This is a genomic window from Bradyrhizobium sp. NAS96.2, assembly GCF_001908235.1.
Classification (GTDB): Bacteria; Pseudomonadota; Alphaproteobacteria; order Rhizobiales; family Xanthobacteraceae; genus Bradyrhizobium.
The window spans coordinates 1-23,687 of record NZ_LGHK01000222.1; the positions used below are offsets into that span (position 1 = coordinate 1).

Sequence of the window (23,687 nt, forward strand, 5' to 3'; positions counted from 1 at the left end):
GAACGCATCAGGATTTGTCCGGCCCGATCAAGGTCTGGGGCGTTCCGGTGTCGAACGGCATGAAGATGGCGGTTGAGGAGATCAACGCCAGCGGCGGCATCAACGGCCGCAAGATCAAGATGATCCTGGAGGACAATGGCTACGACCCGAAGAAGGCCGTGCTGGCCTCGCAGAAGATGGTCGAGCGCGACAAGGTCTTCGCGATGATCGGTCCGATGGGCTCGCCGACCGTGCTCGCTGCGCAGGACATCCTGTTCGACGCCGGCGTACTGCAGCTGTTCCCGCTAACCGCGGCCGAATTCACCTTCAAGTTCGATCCCGCCAAGCCGCAGGAGCGGCTCAAGTTCAACAACCTGTTGCCCTATGTCGAGAGCACGCGCGCCGCGCTCAAATACATGATGGACTGGAAGAACTTCAAGAAGCCCTGCATCATGCACCAGGACGACGAGTACGGTAAGAACGTGCTCGATGGCTTCAATCAGCAGCTCGCTGCGATGAAGGTGCAGCCCGCCTCGATCACGAGCTACAAGCGCGGTGCCTCCGATTTCTCGGCGCAGGTCGCCAAGATGAAGTCCGACGGCTGCGACCTCGTCGTGCTCGGCACCGTGATCCGCGAGACCATCGGCGCGATGAACGAGGCGAGGAAGCTCGGCTGGGATGTGACCTTCCTCGGCGCCACGCCGACCAACGTGCTTGAAGTGCCGGCGCTCGGCAAGGAAGCCGTCGAGGGCCTCTACGCAGCGTCAGGCTTCGAGATTCCCTACGAGGACACGGCCAAGGGCAAGGTGAAGGACTGGCTGGTCAACTACAAGAAGATGTTCAACTCTGACGCCAACACCCAGGCGATCATCGGCTACAATGCGGTGATGACGTTTGCCTTCTACGCCCAGAAGGCGGGCAAGGATCTCACCGGCCAGAAGATGCTCGATGCGCTGGAGTCAGGCGACAAGTTCCTCGATATCTTCAGCTCGCCGCCGACCAAGTTCTCCAAGACGGATCATCTCGCCAACACCATCACCCAGGTGCAACAGGTCAAGGGCGGCCGCTGGGTTCTGGTGAAGGACAATCTGATGTTCTGAGCCGTCGACGCCAACCCTCATTGCGAGGAGCAAAGCGACGAAGCAATCCATCCCTCCGCGGAAGGATGGATTGCTTCGCTTCGCTCGCAATGACGGAATGTGTTTGAAACGTTCGGTTCAATTCACCGCGCCGCCGGCCGCCACGCCGCCTCGGTGACGGGCGGCGCATCGACATAACGGCTGACGCCGTTCTGGTCGATCACGAAGGTCGGCCGGAAACTCCTGATGTCGGCGTCCTCGATCATCGCCATGCGGCGGTTGTCGAGTGTCAGCCAGTGGCCGTCGAGCCGCGCCGCGACCACGGCATGGTCTTCGCCGCCCAATAGGTCGTGCATGACCACGATACGCAAATCCTCCGGCGCGACGCCGGCCTTAGCGAGCGCCACGAACTTGGCAATCGCATAATCCTCGCAATCGCCGCTGCCGCGCGCGAAGGTGGCGAGTGGCGTGGCCCAGACGTCGGGCTCGCCGTAGGTCGCGAGATCGCTGCCCGGGCGGATCGCCAGATTGATGGCGCGGTTGATCTCGCCGAGCCGGGCGCGGCCGTTGCGCGCGCGACCGGCATCGACGATCGCCAGGAATCGCAGCGCCTCGGGCGATGCACACCCCGCGCGGTCGCGCTCGCAGGCTGCGAGCTGCACCAGCTCATCGGCAAGCTGGCGCTGCACGCCGAGCCATTTGTCGTGCAGGCCGCCGCCCGCGAGCAGGCTGGTCGCGAGGCCGAACGGCTCAGTTGACTGTCTGAGCAGGGTCGCCGGGCCGGGCGACAGCAGCGAGGCGGCATTAAGCTCGGCAATTGGCGCGGCCAGAACCAGGCCGAAGCCCAACATGACGGAGCGCAGCGCAAACGAGCGAAGCGAGAATCCCATGTGACACCCCCTGTCCGCTCATCGGCGGGTGGACACTACACCGCACACGCGACCGGATCGTTTCATGCCGCGAGCATGACCAGCGATCCCTTCGAATCGACTTAAGATGTGGGGAAACCGGGCCGGACGCTAAAGGGCGCGTGGTCCGGGTCCCGAAAACTTTACCGGTTTGTGAAACGAACCGGCGAACCTTTTTCCACCGCGAAGCGCCTCATCCTTGCCTACTGGTTAACCCGGCCGGTCCGCGCACGGGATAGCTGCGATTTGTAAGCCAAGTCACAGCATTAGCCGGAAAAATCGGGTCAAATGCCCTCTCGGGGCTGCGGGGAAATAAAGGCAAGTACAGAAATGCCAGTCAATACCACGAATACGTGGCTCACTACCCATCTTGGCTCAAATCCCATCTCATGGTACCGTCAGGCAAGTTCGGAATACACGACTCATGTGAGAGTGAGCCAAGTCACATCCGCTCAAACCGCGCGACCAGAGCACCTTGCGAAAGCAAAGGATGGTTTCGCCAAGCTTTATCCGATGATATGCAGGCGTAATCATTCGGATATTTTACCAATACTAACCCGCGTGCGGTGATCCGCAGTGAACTTTGTCGAGAAATTCGACGGCCATTTGCCGAGCGCGGACGCTTATGCCCGCGGATCGGTATACGCCGAAAGCGTTACCTCGAATGCTCCGCCTGGCGCGATCACGGTCGACGACGGGCAATTGCTGTTCACCGGCGACTTCAAGCGGACCGGGCTCGATCTCGTCATCTCGAAGGACGATCGGGAGCTCGTCCTGCACGACTATTTCAAGGGTGAGAAGCGCGCGACGCTTGCATCGCCTGAAGGCGCGCATCTCACCGGCGCTCTCGTCAACGCGCTCACCGGCTACACCCAATATGCCCAGGCGGGCGGCGCGGCGGAGCCGGCCAAGGTCATCGGCCATGTCACCAAGCTGACGGGCAGCGCCACCGCCGTCCGCAACGGCGTCGCGATCGTCCTGAACCAGGGCGACAACGTCAACAAGGGTGACGTGGTGCAGTCCGGCGGCGACTCCACGCTCGGCATCACTTTCATCGACGGCACCGTGTTCGGTCTCGGACCGAACGCCAAGATGGTGCTGAACGAGATGATCTACGACCCGAACGGGTCGAGCAATTCGTCGCTGATGAGCCTCGTCTCGGGCACCATCTCGTTCGTCGCCGGCGCCACCGCCAAGCATGGCGACATGAAGGTCGATACGCCGGTCGCGACCATGGGCATCCGCGGCACCGCCGTGCTGGTCGAGATCGATTTCGACGTGCAGGGCTCGGGCGGCGTGCCCCCGGCCAAATTCCAGGTGCTGGTCGAGCCCGACGGCACCACCGGCTCCTACATCCTGTTCGACAAGACGACGCTCAATCCGATCGCAACCGTCGATCAGGCCGGCACCCAGACCATCGTCAACGGCCAAGGCAGCGTCAGCTTCGTCTCGTCGGCGCAACTGTCGACCGATGCGCAGAAGCTGATCTCCGACGTCTTCGCGCTGAAGTTCACCGACAACAACAATCCCAACACCAAGCTCACGACGAACTTCACGGACAGCGTCGTCCCGGTCACGATCGGCCTCAAATTCGCGACCGGCGACGTGATCCTGCCGACAAGCTTCCTGCTGGCCCTGACCGGCAATGCCGGGCCACAGGCCCCTTCTGCGAAGCCCGACCACGCTCCCGGTGCGCCGCATGTCGTGACGCAGAACGGGACGTTCACCGAACTCGCCGGGCAGACCCATAGCGGGCTGCCCGACACGGTGACCGGCCAGATCACATGGACGGACGTCAACCTTGGCGACAAGCCGACTGCCGTGGTCAATTTCAGTGCGTCCAGCTACCGCGACGCCGGCGGCAACGACGTCACATCGTCGCTGACGGCGGCGCAACTGGCGGCCATCCAGGCCGTCGAGATTCCGTTGCAGCTCGATCCCAGTCCGCTGAACACCAACGTCGGTTCGGCAACCTGGACCTACAGCCTTGCCGACGGCGACTTCGACTTCCTTGCCGCCGGCGAGACCCTGACGCTGACCTATCTGGTGCGCGTCGACAACAACTATGCGCCGAGCAATGAGACTGCGTTCAAGACCATCACCATCACGATCACCGGCACCAACGACACGCCGGTCGTGACATCCGCGGCGCAGGTCGGATCGATCACCGAACTGCCTTGGACGACGAACTCCGCCGCTCCGGATACGGCGCACGGCACGGTCATGTTCACCGATGCAGATCTGACCGACACGCACACGGTCAGCATCACCAGCGTCACCGCGGAGGGCTTCACCGCCGGACTGACCAACCACGCCACCGTGCTGAGCTGGCTGTCGCTCGGCGCGCTGACCGATTCGACCGATGGCGTGACGGGATCGCGCGCCTGGACGTTCTCGGCAACTGACAAGAGTTTCGATTATCTCGCCGCCGGCGAGACGCTGACGCTGACCTACACGATCCAGATCAACGACCAGCATGGCGGCGTCGTCACGGTCCCGGTCACGATCACGATCGTCGGCACGGATGACATGCCGGTGATCACGTCGCCGACCCAGGCCGCCGCCATCACCGAAGTCCCGGACACGACCGGCTCGGTGATATCAGATACCGCGTCCGGCACGGTGACCTTCACCGACGTCGATCTCAGCGACACCCACAGCGTCACCGTGGCCGGCGTCACTGAAACAGGAGTCACGTCCGGGCTCCCCGATCAGGCGACGATCCTGAGCTGGCTCTCGCTGGGGACGCTGACGGATTCGACCGGCGGCGTGACCGGATCCAATGTCTGGACGTTCTCGGCTGCGGACAAGAGTTTCGATTATCTCGCCTCGGGCGAGAAGCTGACGCTGACCTATACGATCCAGGTCGACGACCATCATGGCGGCGTCGTCACCCAGCCCGTCACGATCACCATCACGGGCACCAACGACGTCCCGACCTTCACCGCCGCGCCCCAGACCACCACCATCGCCGAGCAACCCGACACGACGGGTTCATCCGAGCCGGACGTGGCCCAGGGCGTGGTGGGCTTTGCCGACGTCGATCTCAGCGACACCCACACCGTGTCCATCACAGGTGTGACCGAGTCCGGGACGACCACGGGCCTGCCTGAGAATGAGTCCACGATCCTGAACTGGCTGTCGCTGGGGACGCTGACGGATTCGACCGGCCACGTGACGGGATCGCAGGCCTGGACCTTCTCGGCCGCGGACCAGAATTTCGACTACCTCGCCGCCGGCGAGACGCTGACGCTGACCTACACGATCCAGGTCGACGACCATCATGGCGGTGTGGTCAGCCAGCCGGTGACGATCACGATCACCGGCAGCAATGACGTGCCGACGGTCACGTCGGAGGCGCAGACGGCCACCATCGCCGAGCAGCCCGACACCACGGGCTCATCCAAGCCGGACAGCGCATCGGGCACTGTGACCTTCACCGATGTGGACCTCAGCGACACCCACACGATGACCATCACCGGCGTCGCCGAAGCCGGAGCGACCACGGGCCTGCCCGAGGACCAGTCCACCATCCTGAACTGGCTTTCGCTGGGGACGCTGACGGATTCGACCGGCGGGCTGACCGGATCGCAGGCCTGGACGTTCTCGGCCGCGGACAAGAATTTCGACTACCTCGCCGCCGGCGAGACGTTGACGCTGACCTACACGATCCAGGTCGACGATCATCATGGCGGCGTCGTCAACACGCCCGTGACGATCACGATCAACGGCGCCAACGACGCGCCGACGCTCGCCGACGTCAATGCCGGCACGCTCACCGACACCGCCGCCTATGACACGTTCAGCCCGCTCACCGGCACGCTGCACGGCCATGACGTCGACGACGGTGAGACGGCAACGCTGACCTATGCCGCCCTCAATTCCGACCACGCCGCGGTCACGCAGATATCGGGTCTCTACGGCCTGCTCACTGTCAACCCGGACGGCACCTACAGCTATGTTCCCGACGCCGCCGCGATCAATGCGCTGGCCAAGGGGACTTACGCGGACACGTTCACCGTCGAGACGATCGATGCGCATGGCGCCGTCGGAACGGCGACACTCACGGTCGACGTCATCGGCGCCAACGATGCGCCCGTGATCCATACCGACAACATCAGCATCACCGAAAATCCAAACGGGACCGACACGATCTCCGGCCTCACCGTCACGGATGTCGACGCGACGGCCACCGAGAATTTCTTGATGGCGGCGACGACGGTCGGTTCGGGCAGCAGCGTGACGCCGCCGGCGCAAACGGGTCACCTGGCCGATATCAACGCTGCGCTGGCATCGTCGGCTCTCACCTATCACCCCGGCACCGCGCAGACTGACACCGTCACGCTCTCGGTGACCGACGGCAACGGCGCGAGCGACACGGTCAACCTGATCTTCAACGTCCAGCAAAATCCGACCGCGCCGGTGACCCTGACCAGCACTGTCGGCAAGGACGTGTTGTTCGGGACGGCGGGTTATCAGGACCAGTTCGTGTTCGCACCGAACTTCAACCACGACACGATCCTGAACTTCAAGCCCGGCGTCGACCATATCGACCTCACCGCGGTGGTGTCGACCAGCAGTGTCGATACGTGGATCAGCCAGCATGCCGCGCAGTCGCCGACCAACGCGGCCGATACGCTGATCACGATCGACAGCGCGGATACCATCACGCTGCGCAACGTCAGCCCCGCGGCGCTCGGCCACAACGACTTCCTGCTTCACGTCACGTGACGGCTACCCGGCCGAGCCGCCGTCGGCGGCGCGCCCGGCCGGCTCATTGTGCACCGCGCATGCCTGCTCGATTGGAACAACCCTCCGCGCGTGATATCCAGACGGCATGAAACGGCTGAAGGCGATACGAAGGTGGTTCGGACGGCGCTTCGGCTATGCGCGGCTGGCCTGCGTGGCGCTGTTGGTCGGCTTTGCCGCGCTGCGGGCCATGGATCCGGCTCCGGTGCAGGAGATCCGCGTCAGGACGTTCGACACCTTCCAGGTGCTCGAACCCCGCCAGAAGACCGCGCGCCCCGTCACCATCGTCGATATCGACGAGAAGAGCCTCGCCGATCCCCGGCTCGGGCAGTGGCCGTGGCCGCGGACACGGCTCGCCGACATCGTCATCAATCTCACCCGGCTCGGCGCCGTGGTGATCGCGTTCGACGCGGTGTTCTCCGAGCCGGACCGTCTTAATCCCGATATCGCGGCCGATACGTTCAGCAGCCTCGACGAGGAGATGCGCGCCAGGCTGCGACAGCTGCCGAGCAACGACAGCATTTTCGCCGACGCCATCAAGAACTCGCGCGTGGTGCTGGGCGAATCCGGCGGTCCCAATGTGCGGGCCGACCTCAACGAAAAGCTGCCGGTCACCGGGCTTGCGATGCTCGGCGAGGAGCCGCAGCAGTTCATGTTCCAGTTTCCGGGATTGTTGCGCAACGTGCCGGTGCTCGAGGAGGCCGCCGCCGGGCGGGGCCTGTTCACGATCAGGCCGGAACGCGACGGCATCGTCAGGCGGGTGCCGATGATGATGGTCGCGCAGGGCGTCACCATGCCGTCGCTGACGTTCGAAATGCTGCGCGTGGCGAGCGGCTCCGGCACCATCCTGATCAAGGCCGACAAGGGCGGCATCCAGAGCCTCGGCATCAAAGGGTTTGCGATCCCGACCGATCAATACGCCCAGCTCTGGATCCATTACGCCCGCCGCGACCCCTCGATCTATGTCTCGGCCGTCGATGTGCTGGATGGGCGAGTCCCGCCGGACAGGATTGCCGGCAAGCTGGTCCTGATCGGCACCTCCTCGGTCGGGTTGAACGACATCAAGACCACGCCGGTGACGCCGGCCATGCCCGGGGTCGAGGTTCATGCCCAGGTGCTGGAGAGCGCGCTCACCGGCGACGTCGTTTCGCAGCCGAGCTACGGCATCGCCATCGAATTCCTCGCTGCGATGATCATGGGGCTCCTGGTCATCGCCTTCGCGCCGAAATTCGGGCCGATCACGTTGGTCATCGTCGGCGGCATGTTCGCCTCGGTGCTGACCGGCACGTCCTGGTATTTCTATTCCCAGCACCGGCTCCTGATCGATTTCACCTATCCGCTGATGTCGACCACGGCGATCTATCTCACGCTGATCTTCTCGGCTTTCGTGCGCGAACAGCAGCAGCGCCGGCAGATCAGGTCGCAATTCGTGCAGTACATGTCGCCGGCGCTGGTCGAGCAGTTGGCGCAGTCGCCGGAGCGGCTCGTGCTCGGCGGCGAGGAGCGCGAGATGACCATCATGTTCTCGGACATGCGCGGCTTCACCACGATCTCGGAAACCTACAAGCGCGATCCGCAGGGCCTCACGGCGCTGATGAACCGCTTCCTCACCCCGCTTTCCAACGCGATCCTCGCCCACAAGGGCACGATCGACAAATATATGGGCGACGCCATCATGGCGTTCTGGAATGCGCCGCTCGACGACAAGCAGCATCAGCTCAACGCCTGCGACGCTGCGCTCGACATGCTGGAGCGCGTCGACGACCTCAACCGTGCGCGCGAGCAGGAGGCCAAGGACGGCGGCCATGTCTATGTGCCGCTCAACATCGGTGTCGGTCTCAACACCGGCACCTGCGTGGTCGGCAATATGGGCTCCGACGTGCGCTTCGACTATTCGGTGTTCGGCGACAGCGTCAATCTGGCCTCGCGGCTGGAAGGGCAGTCCAAGGAGTACGGCTTCCCGATCATCGTGGGATCGAAGACCGCGCTTGCCGTGAAGGAGAAGTTCGCGATCCTCGAGCTCGACTTCATCATGGTCAAGGGCAAGAAGGAGCCCGAGGTGATCTATGCGATTGCCGGCCGCGAAGACGTCGCCGGGTCCGGCCGCTTCCAGCGGTTGCGCAACCTGACCATCGAGATGCTAGCCTGTTACCGCAGCCGCGACTGGGATGGCGCACTCGCTGCGATCGAGCGCGGCCGCAAGACCGACGAGGCCCAGACGCTGCAATATCTCTACCGCCTCTATGAGGCGCGCATCCGTGCCTTCCAGAAGGAGCCGCCGCCGGACGATTGGGACGGCGCCTTCGCTTTGACGACGAAATAGGCGCCGCACATTCGTCGTCGTCCCGGCCTAGTGCGCGATTGCGCACGGGAGCCGGGACCCATACGCCGTGGCCGGCGCAATGGGCAGGCGGCCAGACGGCTTTTTAACAACGCACATCGGTGGTTATGGGTCCCGGCCTTCGCCGGGACGACGATGGGGAGATCTACTCCAATCCGATCTGCGTCAGATCCTGGAACCAGTGCTGCGCCTGCACGAAGGTCTTCACCTTGGGCGACAGCGCATGCGGATTGGTGTCGTGCACCACCCAGACCAGCGCGGCATCGTCGACGATCAGTGCGTGGGCCTGCGCCAGCAGCGCATCCTGTTTGGCGCTGTCGAAGGTCTGCTTGGCCTCGTCGATCAGCGCGTCGACCTTCGGATTCTTGTAGCCGCCCCAGTTGACGCCCGTCGGCGCCACCTGGCCGGAATGGAAGAACCGCACGATGGCGTAGAGCGGGTCCGACGTGACATAGGCGATGTTGTTGGCGGTGATGCCGGCGTTCATCTCGTCGGCCGCGCCCTTGCGCCAGTGCGAATACAGCGTCTCGAGCTCGACGACCTTGAAATCGATATCGATGCCGATCTCCTTGAAGCTCTGCTGCAGGAATTCGTTCATCGGTAGCGACAGCATCTGCCCGGTGCCGCCCTGGGCGATGATGAAGGTCGTCTTGAGCGGCTTGTCCTTGGAATAGCCGGCTTCCTCCACCAGCTTTTTCGCGGCCGCGAGGTCGTATTTCAGCTCGAAGGTCGGCTTGCCGAACCACGGGCTCGACGGGTCGACCTGGCCCTTGGCCGGCTTCGCCAAACCATTCATCAGGCCGACCACCGCGTCGCGGTCGATCGCAAGGTTGAGCGCCTTGCGCAGGCGGATGTCGGTCCATGGCGAGCCCGGCAGCACGCTTAAGTGATAATTCCAGACATGCGGCGTCACGTTGTCGACGATCCTCATGCCGGCGGCCTTGAGCTGCGGCACGGCGTCGGGCGCCGGCGTTTCGATCAAATCGACCTGCCCGGCGAGCAATGCGTTGGTGCGGGTCAGGGCTTCCGGCATCGGGATCAGGATCAGCTTGTCGGCCTTTGCGAGCCGCTTCTTGTCCCAATAGTCGGGGTTCTTGGTCAGTTCGGCGAGTTCGCGCGGCACCAGCTTGGTCAGCTTGAACGGACCGGTGCCGGAGGGCTGGCTCGCGAACTTGTCCCAGTCCTTGCCGAGCTTCTCATATTGCGCGGGGCTCGAGACCAGAAACCAGAGCATCTGGTAGGGGAAGAAGGAATCGACCGTCTTGGTGGTGATCTCGACGGTGAAGTCGTCGATCTTGGCGTAGCTCGCGACCGAGGGCAGGCGGGTCTTCACCTGCGCGCTCTGCCGCTTGTCGAATTGCGGCGCCTTGTCGTTCAGCACCTTGTCGAGATTCCAGATCACGGCGTCGGCATTGAAGTCGCTGCCGTCGTGGAATTTCACGCCTTTGCGCAGCGTGAAGCGCCACTTGGTCTTGTCGCTGTCGTCGACCTTCCATTCGGTCGCAAGCCCGGGCACCAGTTTACCCGGCCGGTCGGCAACGTCCATCTCCCAGGCGACCAGCGGATCGTAGATCGTGTAGGCCGTGAACTGATAGGCGCCGGCGCCGCGATCGGGCTGGCCGGTCGTCAGCGGAATGTCGGCCATCGAAATGCCGTAGCGCACAATGGACTCTGCCTGCGCTGATATCGCCGGCCAGCCCGCGGTCAGGGCGAACGCCATTGCCGCCATCAGGATCGAATTGCGCGCGCGCATATGAAGGCTCCGTTGGTGGGAAGTCGGAGCCAAATCAAGCAAGCATGATGCCAGAATAGGCAGCTTCGCGCCGCTGCGGTGCGAAGTGGGAAGAAATGACGCGCCCAACGGTATTTTGCTGAACAACTATTCCCCTTGGCACAGGCATTGCATACCCTTGCCCAAGAAATAATCACCAAAAACGTCACCAGACTTCGAAGGGGTTGCTCAGATGCGTAACAGGAAGACCAATGCGACGGCGATCATGCTGGCGCTTGCGATGGCCACTTGTGTGCCGGCGATCGCCGGCGCCGAGACCGTGCTGCGCATTGGCATGACCGCTGCCGACATTCCGCGCACGCTCGGCCAGCCCGACCAGGGTTTTGAGGGCAATCGCTTCACCGGCTTGACGATGTATGACGCGCTGACGATGTGGGACCTGTCCTCGTCGGACAAGGCGAGTGCGATGATTCCGGGCCTGGCCACCGAGTGGAAGGTCGACGACAACGACAAGACCAAGTGGGTGTTCAAGCTGCGTCCTGGCGTCGTGTTTCACGACGGCTCGCCGTTCAACGCCGACGCGGTGGTCTGGAATGTCGACAAGGTGCTGAAGCAGGACGCGCCGCAATATGACGCCAGCCAGGTCGGCGTGACCGCCTCGCGCATGCCGACCCTGGTCTCGGCGCGCAAGATCGACGACATGACGGTGGAGCTGACCACCAAGGAGCCCGACAGCTTTCTGCCGATCAATCTCACCAATCTGTTCATGGCGAGCCCGGCCAAGTGGCAGCAATTCTACGACAAGGAGGAAGGTGCCGACGCCAAGGCGAAGTCGCAGGCCGCATGGGCCGCGTTCGCCAAGGACGCGTCGGGCACCGGCCCCTGGAAGATGTCGAGCTTCACCCCGCGCGAGCGGCTCGAGCTGGTGAAGAACGAGAAGTACTGGGACAAGGCGCGGGTGCCGAAGACCGACAAGATGGTGCTGCTGCCGATGCCGGAAGCCAATGCGCGCACCGCGGCGCTGCTGTCGGGGCAGGTCAACTGGATCGAGGCACCGGCGCCGGATGCGTTGCCCGAGATCAAGCAGCGTGGCTTCAATCTCTATTCCAACGAGGAGCCGCACGTCTGGCCGTGGCAGTTCTCCCGCGTCGAGGGCTCGCCGTGGAATGACATCCGCGTCCGCAAGGCCGCCAATCTCTGCATCGATCGCGAAGGACTGCGCGACGGCCTGCTCGCGGGACTGATGGTGCCGGCGACCGGCACGTTTGAGCCCGGACATCCCTGGCGCGGCAACCCGACGTTCCAGATCAAGTACGACAAGCCGGCCGCGCAGAAGTTGATGCAGGAGGCAGGTTTCGGTCCGAACAAGAAGCTCGTGGTCAAGATCCAGACCTCGGCGTCCGGCTCGGGCCAGATGCTGCCGCTGCCGATGAACGAGTATCTGCAGCAGGCGTTGGCCGAGTGCTACTTCGACGTGCAGCTCGACGTCATCGAGTGGAACACGCTGTTCACCAACTGGCGGCGCGGCACCAAGGATCCGTCGGCCAACGGCTCGAACGCGATCAACGTCACCTATGCGGCGATGGATCCGTTCTTCGCGCTGGTGCGCTTCCTGCAGTCGGGCATGGCGCCGCCTGTCTCCAACAACTGGGGCTTCAACAACAATCCGAAGTTCGACGAGCTCGTGAAGAAGGCCCGCCAGACCTTCGAACCGGCGGCGCGCGACGCGGCGCTCGCCGAGCTGCATGCGGCCTCGGTCGACGACGCGGCATTCCTGTATGTCGCCCACGACGTCGCACCGCGCGCGATGAGCCCGAAGATCAAGGGCTTCGTGCAGCCGAAGAGCTGGTTCGTCGACTTCTCGCCGGTCACGGTCGCGCCGTGAGCAGCAGCTCGGCACGCTATCTCGTTCCCTCCCCCCTTGTGGGGGAGGGGTAGGGAGGGGGGTAGCCACACCCACCGACCTCGCGGCCACCCCCTTCCCCAACCCCTCCCCACAAGGGGGAGGGGAGCCCTCGCATCTCGTTACGCTCAAAAGCGTCAGGTAGTCTCGTGCTCGCCTATACGTCCAGACGGATCGTCTACGTCATTCCGATCGTGCTCAGCGTCGCGCTGGTGTGCTTCCTCCTGGTGCACATCACGCCCGGCGATCCCCTGGTCGCGGTGCTGCCGGCCGACGCCTCGCAGGAGCTCGCCGCGCAACTGCGCACAGCCTATGGCTTCGACCGTCCATTGCCCGTGCAATTCGGTCTGTGGCTATGGCGCGCGATCCATGGCGATCTCGGCAATTCGATCGCGACTGGGCGGCCCGTCCTGTCGGAGGTGATGCGCGCGGTCGGAAACACCGCGATGCTAGCGATCGCGGCTGCGATGATCGGCTTCACGCTCGGCCTGCTGTTCGGGCTGATCGCCGGCTATTTCCGCGACACCTGGGTCGACAAGGTCGCGACGTCAATTGCCATCGCCGGCGTCTCGCTGCCGCATTACTGGCTCGGCATGGTGCTGGTTATCATCTTCTCGGTCCAGCTCAACTGGCTGCCTGCGGTCGGCGCCGGGCCGGGCGGCTCCGGCGCCTGGGCGTGGGACTGGGAGCACCTGCGCTATCTGGTGCTGCCGGCGATCACCACCTCGGTGATCCCGATGGGCATCGTCACCCGCACGGTGCGTGCGCTGACCGGCGACATCCTGAGTCAGGACTTCGTCGAAGCGCTGCGCGCCAAGGGCCTGCGCGAGACCGAGGTGTTCCGTCACGTCATCAAGAACGCGGCGCCGACCGCGCTTGCGGTGATGGGACTGCAGCTTGGTTACATGCTCGGCGGCTCGATCCTGATCGAGACGGTGTTCTCCTGGCCGGGTTCGGGCCTGTTGCTCAACTCGGCGATCTTCCAGCGCGATCTGCCGCTGCTGCAGGGCACGATCCTGGTGCTGGCGCTGTTCTTCGTGTTGCTCAATCTCCTGGTCGACATCGCGCAGGCCGCGATCGATCCGCGCATCAAGCGGAGCTAACCATGAGTGCGATGTCGGATACTGCATTGCAGGCCTCACCGGCGAGCAAGGCGCGCGGCTACTGGGCGACGGTTGCGCGCCGCATCCGGCGCGACAAGGTCAGCATGGCCTGCGCCATCATCCTGGTGCTGATCTTTGCCTCGGCGCTGCTGGCACCGTGGCTGCATCTCGCGGATCCCTATCAGGGCTCGATGATCCGTCGTCTCCGCCATATCGGCACGCCGGGCTATCCGCTTGGCACCGACGAACTCGGTCGCGACATGCTGGCGCGCCTGATTTATGGCGGACGGCTGTCGCTGGTGATCGGCATCCTGCCGGTGATCTTCGCCTTCGTGATCGGCACCTCGCTCGGCCTCGTCGCCGGCTATGTCGGCGGCAAGCTCAACACCGCGATCATGCGCACCGTCGATGTGTTCTACGCCTTTCCGTCGGTGCTGCTGGCGATCGCGATCTCGGGCGCGCTCGGCGCCGGCATCACCAATTCGATCGTGTCGCTGACCATCGTGTTCGTGCCGCAGATCACCCGGGTCGCCGAAAGCGTCACCACGGGCGTGCGCAACATGGATTTCGTCGAGGCGGCGCGCGCCTCCGGCGCCGGTCCCTTCACCATCATGCGGGTGCACATGCTCGGCAACGTGCTCGGCCCGATCTTCGTCTACGCCACCGGCCTGATCTCGGTGTCGATGATCCTCGCCGCCGGTCTCTCCTTCCTCGGGCTCGGCACCAAGCCGCCGGAGCCGGAATGGGGCCTGATGCTGAACACGCTGCGCACCGCGATCTATGTCAACCCATGGGTCGCGGCGCTGCCGGGTGCGATGATCTTCGCGGTTTCGATCTGCTTCAACCTGCTCAGTGACGGCATGCGCAGCGCCATGGACATCAGGAACTAGTGCGATGACCATACTCGCAACCTCTCCCCGCAACGACGGTTCACCTCTCCCCTTGTGGGAGAGGTCAGATCGCATCGTTAGATGCGATCTGGGTGAGGGGTTACGCCCTCTCGTGAGACCTAAGGCCCTCACCCGGCGCTACGCGCCGACCTCTCCCCGGTGGGGAGAGGTAATCTCCGCGTGCTCGACATGATCGATACAACAACTCCAATCGACATGCTGGAGCCGGTCGCCGACATCGGCGGTGCCGCGCAGCCGCTATTGCAGGTCAAGGGGCTGACCAAGCACTTCCCGGTGCGCGGCGGGCTGTTCAGCCCGCGTAAGACCGTGCGCGCAGTCGACGACGTCAGCTTTGCGGTGATGAAGGGCGAGACCGTCGGCATCGTCGGCGAATCCGGCTGCGGCAAGTCGACCACGGCGCGACTGTTGATGCATTTGATGACGCGCGATGCCGGCGACATCATCTATGATGGAAGGCAGGTCGGTCCGTCGCTCTCGCTGCGCGATCTGCGGCGCGGCGTGCAGATGGTGTTCCAGGACAGCTACGCCTCGCTCAATCCGCGCCTCACCATCGAGGAGTCCATTGCCTTCGGACCGAAAGTCCACGGCATGGCCGATGACACGGCACGGACGCTGGCGCGCGAGCTGCTCGGCAAGGTCGGCCTGCGGCCGGAGATTTTCGGCAACCGCTATCCGCATGAAGTGTCCGGCGGCCAGCGCCAGCGCGTCAATATCGCCCGCGCGCTCGCGCTGTCGCCGCGGCTCGTGATCCTCGATGAGGCGGTGTCCGCGCTCGACAAATCGGTCGAGGCGCAGGTGCTCAATCTGCTCGCCGATTTGAAACGCGAATTCGGCCTGACCTATCTCTTCATCAGCCACGATCTCAACGTCGTGCGCTACATCTCCGACCGCGTGCTAGTGATGTATCTCGGCGAAGTCGTCGAGCTCGGTCCGGTCGATGCGGTCTGGGACGCGCCGGCGCATCCCTATACCCGCGCGCTGCTGGCGGCGATGCCGTCATCCGATCCCGACAGGCGCACCGAGGTGCCACCGATCTCCGGCGACCCGCCCAATCCGATCGATCCGCCGTCGGGCTGCCGGTTTCACACCCGTTGTCCGTTTGCGGAGCCGCTCTGCGCAAACGACACGCCAAAACTCAGCGATCTCGATACAATGGGCCATCAAGCGGCGTGCTTCATGGCCATTCCTGGCTCGGGGCACAGCCGCGCGCTGGCAAAAGCAAAAGGAGAAAACGCGGTATGACCAGACCCACTCCCAAGGACGTCAAGGTGATCGCGCACGTGGCCGACGTGCCCGCTGACGACGACACCGCCACCCGCATCGCCAATTCGATCGGACCCGCATTCGACGGCTTCGCGCCGATCTCCGGCACGCTGCCCTTCGACCTCGAACCCGCGAGCTTCCTGCTGGCGCAGATCGCAAAGGTGTCGAAATGAGCTCTGATCCGGCCCTGATGACGCTGACCGCGGTCGCCAAGGCGATTGCCGACAAGAAGGTCTCCTCGCATGAGGTGACGCGCGCCGTGCTGCACCGGATCGCCGAGTGGCAGCCGCGGCTCAATGCCTATATGGCGGTCGAATCCGAACAGGCGCTTGCGGCCGCAACCGAGGCTGATGCCGCGCTCGCCAAGGGCAGCAGCCGCGGCGCGCTGCACGGCGTGCCGCTGGCGCACAAGGACATGTATTACGAGGCCGGCAAGGTCGTGACCTGCGGCTCGCTGATCCGCCGCGATTTCGTGCCGAAGACAACAGCCACGGCGTTGCAGCGGCTGAAGGATGCCGGACAGGTCCGGCTCGGCTCGCTGCAGATGGTCGAGTTCGCCTACGGGCCGACCGGCCACAACGTGCATTACGGCCCGGTGCGCAATCCCTGGAACACCGAGCACATCACTGGCGGCTCGTCGTCGGGCTCGGGCTCGGCAGTCGCCGCGCGACTCACCTTCGCCGCGCTCGGCTCCGACACCGGCGGTTCGGTGCGCATGCCGGCGCATTTCTGCGGCGTCACCGGCCTGAAGACGACCGTTGGCCGCGTCAGCCGCGCCGGCGCGATGCCGCTGTCGCAGTCGCTCGATACCGTCGGTCCGCTGGCGCAGACCGCGGAGGACTGCGCGTTGCTGCTCGGCCTGATGGCCGGCGCCGATCCCGAGGATCTCACCGCGTCGACACAGCCGGTGCCGGACTACATGGCTGCGACCAGGCAGTCGCTGAAGGGTCTCAAGATCGGCGTCCCGACCGCGTTCTATGTCGACGACCTCGATCCTGAGGTGGCGCGCATCCTCGATGAGACGGTGGCGACGCTGAAGAAGGAAGGCGCCGAGATCGTCAAGGTCGAGCTATCAGATCAGCGCCAGCTCAGCGCCGCGTCGCAACTGGTGCTCGCGGTCGAGGCCGCGGCGCTCCACAAGCGCTGGATGATCGAGCGGCCGCAGGATTACGGCGCGCAGGTCCTGATGCGGTTGCAGAATGGCCTGACGATTCCGGCGGTCACCTATCTCGAGGCGATGCGCTGGCGCGGCCCCGCGCTCGCCGCGCACAACGCGGCGGTTAGCGGTGTCGATGCCGTGATCGCGCCGTCGGCCCCGGTGCCGGCGCCGACCATCGCCGAGAGCGATGTCGGCAACGGTCCGGGCGCGGAAGCGGTGATCCAGCGGCTGACGCGGTTCACCCGGCCGGTCAACTATCTCGGCCTGCCGTCGCTCTCGATTCCCTCGGGCTTTACCAAGGCGGGTCTGCCGGTCGGCATGCAGCTGATCGGCCGCTCCTTCGAGGAAGCCACCTTGCTTCGGATCGGCGCCGGCTTCCAGCGCGCGACCGATTTCCACGCCAGGGTTCCCAAGCTCGCATGACCAACCTCGTCGAGATCGACAACCTCAACATCCGCTTCACCGGCGATCGCACGGTCCATGCCGTGAACGATCTCAGCCTGCAGCTCGGCGAGGGCGAGGTGTTGGGGCTGCTCGGCGAGTCCGGCTCGGGCAAGAGCGTGACCTTGCGCGCGCTGATGCGGCTGCTGCCGCGGAAACGCACCCAGATCTCCGGCAGCGTGAAAGTGCTGGGCCGGGAGGTGCTGGCGATGGATGATGAGGCGCTGTCCGCATTCCGCGGCCAGGCCGTCTCGATGATCTTCCAGGAGCCGGCGCTGGCGCTCGATCCGGTCTACACCATCGGCCGCCAGATCGCCGAGACGGTGATGCGTCACGAGGGCAAGAGCGAGCGCGAGGCCACGGCCCGCGCGCTCGAGATGCTCGAAGTGGTGCGGATCCCCTCGGCGAAGCGGCGCTTGGAATCCTATCCGCACGAGATGTCGGGCGGCATGCGCCAGCGTGCTATGATCGCGCTGGCGCTGGCCTGCAAGCCGAAGATACTGCTCGCGGACGAGCCGACCACGGCGCTCGATGCCACGGTGCAGATCCAGATCCTGCTGCTGCTGCGTGAATTGCAGCGCGAGTTCGGCATGTCTGTCATCTTCGTCACCCATGACATCGGCGTCGCCATCGAGATCTGCGACCGCGTCGCGGTGATGTATGCCGGGCAGATCGTGGAGCAGGGCGCCTTGCGCGATATCGTCCGCACGCCGGTGCATCCTTATGCGAAGGGCTTGCTGGCTTCGACCATTCACGGCGCGATGCGCGGCCAGCGGCTCGAGACCATTCCGGGCACGCCGCCGTCGCTCGACCACGCGCCGGCCAGCTGCTCCTTCGCACCACGCTGCAAGTTCGCCGAACCGCGCTGCAGTGAAAGCCTGCCGCCCAACGTGCAAGTCGCGCCCGGCCACCAGGCACGCTGCGTCCTGGCAGAGCCCGTGCCCGCCACGGTCTAGCTCGCGCGCGCCACCGCATCAGCGATCCAGCGCCGCACCGCCGCAATGCGGCGGTCGCGGGCCTGCTCGGTGCGGGAGACCAGATAGATCGTCTCGCTGTGCGTGGGCTCGAATGCAAACGGCGCCACCAGCTTCTTGCCGAAGCCAGGCCGCGCCCTGATCAGCGGCGCCATGGCGAGCGCGACGCCGAGCCCGTGCTCGGCCGCCTCCAACATCGCCGGCACGCTGTCGAGCCACAGATGCCCGCGCGGGGCGAGATGCGGCAGCTCGGCCTCCTTCAGCCAGGCCGGCCACGCCCGCGGTTGCGTCGTGACGTGGATCAGCACCTCGCGCGACAGGTCTGCGGGCGTCCGAAGCCCTGCCTTGACCAGCGCCGGCGTGCAGACCGGCAATTCCCCTGACCTGGACCAGCGGCTCGACCCTCAGCCCGGAGGCATGTTCCCGTCCGTAGCGGACCGCGACGTCGACGCGGGAGCTGTTGAAGTCGGCATATTGATGGGTGGCCTCGATCCGCAGCGTCAGTTGTGGATGGCGACGCTTGAATTCCGGCAGCGCCGGCAGCAGCACCGCGCTGGTGAAGAACGGCAGTGAGCTGATCCACAGTTCCCCGCCGGTCTCGCCGCGTCGCCGAAGCATGTCGCGGCTCGCCTCGTCCAGCGTCGCCAGCGCCACCGACACTTTTGCAAGGTAGCGTTCGCCGTCCGCGGTCAGCCGCACCGAACGCGCGCCGCGGACGAACAGCCTGGTGCCGAACTGTTGTTCCAGCCCGCGGATCTGGTGGCTGATCGCCGACGGGCTCAGCGACAGGTCGCGGGCGGCGCGGCGGAAGCTGAGCTGTGTGGCGGCGCGCTCGAAGGCGAGCAGCGCCGCAAGCGGCGGGATGACCCGCGGATCGGGGGCATCCAATGGGTGAATCCTGTTCACCTCGAGTGATGAATGGCCTTTTGTCATGGCCGCTATTCTTGGATCAGATTGGCCGAACGCTCAATCCCGCTCACCTTTAGGACTACTGGCCTTGGCCATCTTCGAACCTACAGCAACCCCGCATCACTGGAGGCCCGCCGCGCTGGCGGCCGGGCCTTTCGCTGGCCTTCAGGGCGGCGCGGTCGCGAGCCTCCTGACCGCCGAGGTCGAGGCCATGGCCAATGCGCGCAATTGGGGCACCGCGATCTCGGCGTCGGCCTGGTTCCTGCGGCCGACACCAATGGCGGAGTTGCGTACGCAAGTGACGGTCGTGACCGAAGGCGGCCGGGTCAGCGTCGTCGACAACACGCTCTGGCCGGCAGGTGAGGCGCAGCCCTGTGCGACCGTGCGGGTGACCTTGTCGCGCGAACGTGCGGTCGAGATTCCCGGCTTTCACTGCAGCGCAGCCGACCCGGTCGATCCCATGCGCTTTCCGTTGCGCAGCCTGCACGCTGTCCATGGCCGCAGCTGGTTCATGGACGCGATGGAGGCCCGGGCCGGCGGCGACGTGGCCTGGTTTCGCATGCATCATGACGTGATTGCGGATGCCGGGCCGCTGGCGCGGGTGCTCGGTCCGGCCGACTGGACCCACGGCATCGCGCGCCCGGTGCAGAACGTGGTGGCCGATCCCAATCCGAACCTCGCGGTGCAGCTGTTCAGGCCGCCGCGGAGCGCGTGGATCGGCGTTCGCGCCGACGCCCGCTGGCGCCCGGAGGCCGGGCTTGGTGTCGGCAGCGGGGTGTTGCTCGATGTCGATGGCGAGATCGGCCGGGTCTCGATGTCGGTCATTCTCGTGCCCTTTCCGGGAAGCGCCGCCGGCTCAGGCCAAGGTTCCGCGGCCGGTTAACCCTAATTATTCCGTCAACTGTCTGTGGGATCACAAAAATAGCTGGCGAACCGTGCTCTGCTCCGCGCGACTTGAAATGGACGGTGGTCGCAAACGTCTATACAACGTGGTGATCACGTAGCTCTTTTGTTTTGCAGAGATCGTTTTTCATGGCAGTCGCGCCCGCTGTCCGGCGTTCCGAACTGGCTGAGGCGCTGCGCGCATGCCGCAGTGCCTTTATCGGCGTCGGTCTCATCAGTTGCATGATCAACCTGCTGTATCTGACAGGTTCGATGTTCATGCTGCAGGTCTATGACCGCGTGCTGCCGAGCCGCAGCGTTCCGACCCTAGTCGGTCTCGTCGTCATCGCGGCCGTGCTCTACATCGCCCAGGGCGTGCTCGATCTGCTGCGCGGACGAATCCTCGGCCGCGTCGGCACCTCGCTCGACGAGGCGCTCAATGCGCGGGTGTTCGATACCATCGTGCGGCTGCCGCTGCTGGCGGGCAATCGCAGCGAGGGCCTGCAGCCGCTGCGCGACCTCGACAATGTGCGCTCCTTCCTCGGCAGCATGGGCCCCGGCGCGTTCTTCGACCTGCCCTGGCTGCCGTTCTATATGCTGATCTGCTTCGCGTTCCACTGGTTGCTCGGCGTCACGGCGCTGGTCGGTGCCATCATCCTGGTGACGCTGACCTTGATCACCGAATACATGTCGCGCACGCCGGCCAGGGAAGCGATGTCGCTCGCAGCGCGGCGCAACGATCTCGCCGCCTCCAGCCGCCGCAATGCCGAAGTGCTGGTGGCGATGGGCATGGCCGGGCGCATGAACAAGCGCTGGAACGAGGCCAACGAGGAGTATCTGTCCGGCAATCAGCGTGCCAGCGACGTCACCGGCGGGCTCGGTGCGGTCGCCAAGGTGCTGCGCATGATGCTGCAGTCGGCCGTGCTCGCGGTCGGCGCCTATCTCGTGATCCACCAGGAGGCCACCGGCGGCATTATCATCGCCGGCTCGATCCTGAGCGCGCGGGCGTTGGCGCCGGTCGATCTTGCGATCGCGCATTGGAAGAGCTTCGTCGCCGCGCGGCAGAGCTGGCAGCGCCTCAATCGCCTGCTGCAGCAGATTCCGGCGCGGCCGGAGCAGACGCTGCTGCAGGCGCCGGAGAAGAAGCTCACGGTCGAGGCGGTGACCATGGTCGCGCCAGGCGACCAGCGCCCCATCGTGCAGGACGTCAGCTTCGCTGTCGAAGCCGGCAGCGGCGTCGGCGTGATCGGCCCGAGCGGGTCCGGCAAGTCGTCGCTGATCCGGGCGCTGGTCGGCGTCTGGGTGCCGGCGCGCGGCAAGGTGCGGCTCGACGGCGCCGCGCTCGATCAGTGGTCGTCGGACGAACTCGGCCGCCATGTCGGCTACCTGCCGCAGGATGTCGAACTGTTCGCCGGCACGGTCGCGCAGAATATCTGCCGGTTCGATCCCGAGGCCAAGTCCGAGGGTATCATCGCGGCGGCCAAGGAGGCCGGCGTGCATGAGATGATCATCAAGATGCGCGAGGGCTACGACACCCAGGTCGGCGAGCAGGGCACTGCGCTTTCTGCCGGCCAGGCGCAGCGCGTGGCGCTGGCGCGCGCGCTCTACGGCAGTCCGTTCCTGATCGTGCTGGACGAGCCGAACTCCAACCTCGACAGCGAAGGCGACGAGGCGCTGACCCGCGCGGTGCGTGGCGCCCGCGAGCGCGGCGCCGTCGTCATCGTGGTCGCGCACCGGCCGATCGGCATCGAGGGCGTCGACCAGCTGCTGGTGCTGAAGGACGGCCGCATGCAGACCTTCGGGCCGAAGGAAACCGTGCTGGCGCAGGTGCTGCAGCGCGCCGCCCCGCCGGTGCCCACGCCGATCAAGATCGTCGCCGATGCGGGGGCGGCCAAGTCATGAGCGGCCGCCTGACCGATCAACCGCGCAACGCACATGCTTCGATCAGGAAGCACCTCGTGGTCGGCCTCGCCGTGGTGCTGGTGCTGGGCGGCGGCGTCGGCGGCTGGGCGGCGACGGTGCCGATCTCGGGTGCGCTGATCGCGCCGGGCTCCGTGGTGGTCGATACCAACGTCAAGAAGGTGCAGCATCCGACCGGCGGCGTCGTCGGCGAAATCCTGGCGCGCGACGGCGACACGGTGAAGGCGGGCGATGTCGTCGTGCGGCTCGACGAGACCGTCGTGAAGGCGAGCCTTGCGATCGTGGTCAAGACGCTGAACGGCCTCTATGCGCGCGCGGCCCGGCTCCAGGCCGAGCAGCAGGGCGTCGACAAGATCGTGTTTCCGCCGCAGATCACCGAGCAGGCCAGGGATCCCGACGTACGCGATATCATGGCGAGCGAAACCAAGCTGTTCGAGGTCCGGGTCAACGGCCGCGCCGGCCAGAAGGCGCAGCTGCGCGAACGCGTCACCCAGCTCAACGAGGAAATCGCCGGCCTGCAGGCGCAGGAAACCTCCAAGGACAAGGAGATCGCGCTGGTGCAGCAGGAGCTGGTCGGCGTCCGCCAGCTCTATGAGCAGCATCTGGTGCAGCTCACCCGCCTGACGACATTGGAGCGGGACGCGGCGCGGCTCTCCGGCGAGCGCGCGCAGTACATTGCATCGCGCGCCCAGGCCAAGGGCAAGATCACCGAGACCGAGCTGCAGATCATCCAGGTCGACAAGGATATGCTCTCGGAGGTCTCGAAGGACCTGCGCGAGGCCAACGACAAGATCGGCGAGTTTGTCGAGCGCAAGGTGACCGCCGAAGATCAGCTCCGCCGCATCGACATCCGCGCTCCGCAGGACGGCGTGGTGCTGCAATCGACCGTCCACACCGTCGGCGGTGTCGTCACCGCGGGCGATGCCATCATGATGATCGTGCCCAGGGCCGATGACTTGTCGGTCGAGGCCAAGGTCAATCCGCAGGACATCGACAAGCTCCAGGTCGGACAGAAGACCGTGCTGCGGCTCTCCGCCTTCAACCAGCGCACCACGCCGGAGCTGAACGGCGTCGTCACCCGCGTCTCCGCCGACGTCAACACCGACCAGCGCACCGGGCAGAGCTACTACACCATCCGCGTCTCGATGCCGCCGGAAGAGGTGGCGCGCCTCGGCAGCGAGGTGAAGATCATCCCCGGCATGCCGGTAGAAGCCTTCGTCCAGACCGGCGACCGCACCATGCTGTCGTATCTGATGAAGCCGCTGAGCGACCAGTTCATGCGCTCGTTCCGCGAGAAGTAAGTTGGCGAGCTAGATAATTGACCCCGTCATCCTGAGAGCCTGACTGAAAAAGGGGTGAGTGACCTGAGTGGGGTGTGATTCCATCGGATTTGCAAAGATTCGAGGGAGAGCACGATGCCCTGGACTGAGATCA

The 23,687-nt window shown here is 65.1% G+C and carries 16 protein-coding genes and 1 pseudogene; 13 read left to right on the plus strand and 4 right to left on the minus strand.

Going from position 1 to position 23,687, the window contains the following annotated elements; all coding sequences use genetic code 11:
- On the plus strand, positions 1-1,079 hold a 1,079-nt coding region (locus tag AC628_RS35595; protein ID WP_074131359.1), incomplete at its 5' end, for an ABC transporter substrate-binding protein.
- A gap of 122 nt (positions 1,080-1,201) precedes the next feature.
- Here the strand turns inward: AC628_RS35595 and AC628_RS35600 are convergent.
- Positions 1,202-1,948 carry a transglutaminase-like cysteine peptidase gene (locus AC628_RS35600; RefSeq protein WP_074131360.1) on the minus strand — a complete coding sequence of 249 codons (747 nt, stop codon included), beginning with the start codon at positions 1,946-1,948 and terminating at the stop codon, positions 1,202-1,204.
- 594 nt (positions 1,949-2,542) lie between these two features.
- On the opposite strand from AC628_RS35600, the gene AC628_RS35605 reads away from it, so the two are divergent.
- Both AC628_RS35605 and AC628_RS35610 read left to right on the plus strand, forming a co-directional pair.
- The gene (locus tag AC628_RS35605) at positions 2,543-6,697 is read left to right on the plus strand and encodes a VCBS domain-containing protein (protein ID WP_074131361.1); all 4,155 of its coding nucleotides are present in this window, start codon (positions 2,543-2,545) and stop codon (positions 6,695-6,697) included.
- Between the two features lie 106 nt (positions 6,698-6,803).
- Positions 6,804-9,038: a CHASE2 domain-containing protein gene (locus AC628_RS35610; RefSeq protein ID WP_074131362.1), complete on the plus strand. Its 2,235-nt coding sequence runs from the start codon at positions 6,804-6,806 to the stop codon at positions 9,036-9,038.
- A gap of 163 nt (positions 9,039-9,201) precedes the next feature.
- Here the strand turns inward: AC628_RS35610 and AC628_RS35615 are convergent, their stop codons facing one another.
- Positions 9,202-10,809 (minus strand): ABC transporter substrate-binding protein, encoded by a 1,608-nt coding sequence (locus AC628_RS35615; RefSeq protein ID WP_074131363.1) that lies wholly within the window; start codon positions 10,807-10,809, stop codon positions 9,202-9,204.
- 244 nt (positions 10,810-11,053) lie between these two features.
- On the opposite strand from AC628_RS35615, the gene AC628_RS35620 reads away from it, so the two are divergent.
- From AC628_RS35620 to AC628_RS35650, 7 genes are all read left to right on the plus strand, one after another.
- A complete protein-coding gene (locus AC628_RS35620; RefSeq protein ID WP_245321498.1) occupies positions 11,054-12,673 on the plus strand; it encodes an ABC transporter substrate-binding protein in 1,620 nt (539 codons plus the stop codon).
- 167 nt (positions 12,674-12,840) lie between these two features.
- Positions 12,841-13,794: an ABC transporter permease gene (locus tag AC628_RS35625; RefSeq protein ID WP_074131365.1), complete on the plus strand. Its 954-nt coding sequence runs from the start codon at positions 12,841-12,843 to the stop codon at positions 13,792-13,794.
- 2 nt (positions 13,795-13,796) lie between these two features.
- Positions 13,797-14,684: an ABC transporter permease gene (locus AC628_RS35630; protein ID WP_210190303.1), complete on the plus strand. Its 888-nt coding sequence runs from the start codon at positions 13,797-13,799 to the stop codon at positions 14,682-14,684.
- A 189-nt stretch (positions 14,685-14,873) separates the two neighbouring features.
- Positions 14,874-15,947, plus strand: coding sequence for an ABC transporter ATP-binding protein (locus tag AC628_RS35635; protein WP_074131373.1), 1,074 nt, complete (start codon positions 14,874-14,876; stop codon positions 15,945-15,947).
- Positions 15,944-16,141, plus strand: coding sequence for a hypothetical protein (locus tag AC628_RS35640; RefSeq protein WP_074131366.1), 198 nt, complete (start codon positions 15,944-15,946; stop codon positions 16,139-16,141). Before AC628_RS35635 ends, AC628_RS35640 begins: the two co-directional genes overlap by 4 nt.
- Positions 16,138-17,550, plus strand: coding sequence for an Asp-tRNA(Asn)/Glu-tRNA(Gln) amidotransferase GatCAB subunit A (locus AC628_RS35645; RefSeq protein WP_074131367.1), 1,413 nt, complete (start codon positions 16,138-16,140; stop codon positions 17,548-17,550). Before AC628_RS35640 ends, AC628_RS35645 begins: the two co-directional genes overlap by 4 nt.
- Entirely contained in the window at positions 17,547-18,524 is a 978-nt protein-coding gene (locus tag AC628_RS35650; protein ID WP_074131368.1) for an ABC transporter ATP-binding protein, read from the plus strand. Before AC628_RS35645 ends, AC628_RS35650 begins: the two co-directional genes overlap by 4 nt.
- Here AC628_RS35650 and AC628_RS45910 read toward each other — a convergent pair.
- Both AC628_RS45910 and AC628_RS45915 read right to left on the minus strand, forming a co-directional pair.
- Entirely contained in the window at positions 18,521-18,916 is a 396-nt protein-coding gene (locus AC628_RS45910; RefSeq protein ID WP_283806734.1) for a LysR substrate-binding domain-containing protein, read from the minus strand. The genes AC628_RS35650 and AC628_RS45910 overlap by 4 nt on opposite strands.
- Positions 18,917-18,980: 64 nt before the next feature.
- Positions 18,981-19,475: pseudogene (locus AC628_RS45915) on the minus strand (LysR family transcriptional regulator); the annotation flags it as partial.
- A gap of 64 nt (positions 19,476-19,539) precedes the next feature.
- Here AC628_RS45915 and AC628_RS35660 point away from each other — a divergent pair.
- The 3 genes from AC628_RS35660 (at position 19,540) to AC628_RS35670 (ending at position 23,554) form a co-directional block, all read left to right on the plus strand.
- Positions 19,540-20,334: an acyl-CoA thioesterase domain-containing protein gene (locus AC628_RS35660; protein WP_074131369.1), complete on the plus strand. Its 795-nt coding sequence runs from the start codon at positions 19,540-19,542 to the stop codon at positions 20,332-20,334.
- A 149-nt stretch (positions 20,335-20,483) separates the two neighbouring features.
- On the plus strand, positions 20,484-22,235 hold the full coding sequence (locus AC628_RS35665) for a type I secretion system permease/ATPase (RefSeq protein WP_074131370.1): 1,752 nt from the start codon (positions 20,484-20,486) through the stop codon (positions 22,233-22,235).
- Positions 22,232-23,554, plus strand: coding sequence for an HlyD family type I secretion periplasmic adaptor subunit (locus AC628_RS35670; protein WP_074131371.1), 1,323 nt, complete (start codon positions 22,232-22,234; stop codon positions 23,552-23,554). The genes AC628_RS35665 and AC628_RS35670 overlap by 4 nt, the downstream gene beginning before the upstream one ends.
- Positions 23,555-23,687 lie beyond the last annotated feature (133 nt).

Bases quoted from the DNA above. Each gene is read 5' to 3' on its own strand.
- AC628_RS35630 (WP_210190303.1), top strand. From the start codon at position 13,797: ATGAGTGCGATGTCGGATACTGCATTGCAGGCCTCACCGGCGAGCAAG.
- AC628_RS35670 (WP_074131371.1), top strand. From the start codon at position 22,232: ATGAGCGGCCGCCTGACCGATCAACCGCGCAACGCACATGCTTCGATC.
- AC628_RS35645 (WP_074131367.1), top strand. From the start codon at position 16,138: ATGAGCTCTGATCCGGCCCTGATGACGCTGACCGCGGTCGCCAAGGCG.
- AC628_RS35610 (WP_074131362.1), top strand. From the start codon at position 6,804: ATGAAACGGCTGAAGGCGATACGAAGGTGGTTCGGACGGCGCTTCGGC.
- AC628_RS35615 (WP_074131363.1), bottom strand. From the start codon at position 10,809: ATGCGCGCGCGCAATTCGATCCTGATGGCGGCAATGGCGTTCGCCCTG.
- AC628_RS35650 (WP_074131368.1), top strand. From the start codon at position 17,547: ATGACCAACCTCGTCGAGATCGACAACCTCAACATCCGCTTCACCGGC.
- AC628_RS35640 (WP_074131366.1), top strand. From the start codon at position 15,944: ATGACCAGACCCACTCCCAAGGACGTCAAGGTGATCGCGCACGTGGCC.
- AC628_RS35635 (WP_074131373.1), top strand. From the start codon at position 14,874: ATGATCGATACAACAACTCCAATCGACATGCTGGAGCCGGTCGCCGAC.
- AC628_RS35665 (WP_074131370.1), top strand. From the start codon at position 20,484: ATGGCAGTCGCGCCCGCTGTCCGGCGTTCCGAACTGGCTGAGGCGCTG.
- AC628_RS35620 (WP_245321498.1), top strand. From the start codon at position 11,054: ATGCTGGCGCTTGCGATGGCCACTTGTGTGCCGGCGATCGCCGGCGCC.
- AC628_RS35600 (WP_074131360.1), bottom strand. From the start codon at position 1,948: ATGGGATTCTCGCTTCGCTCGTTTGCGCTGCGCTCCGTCATGTTGGGC.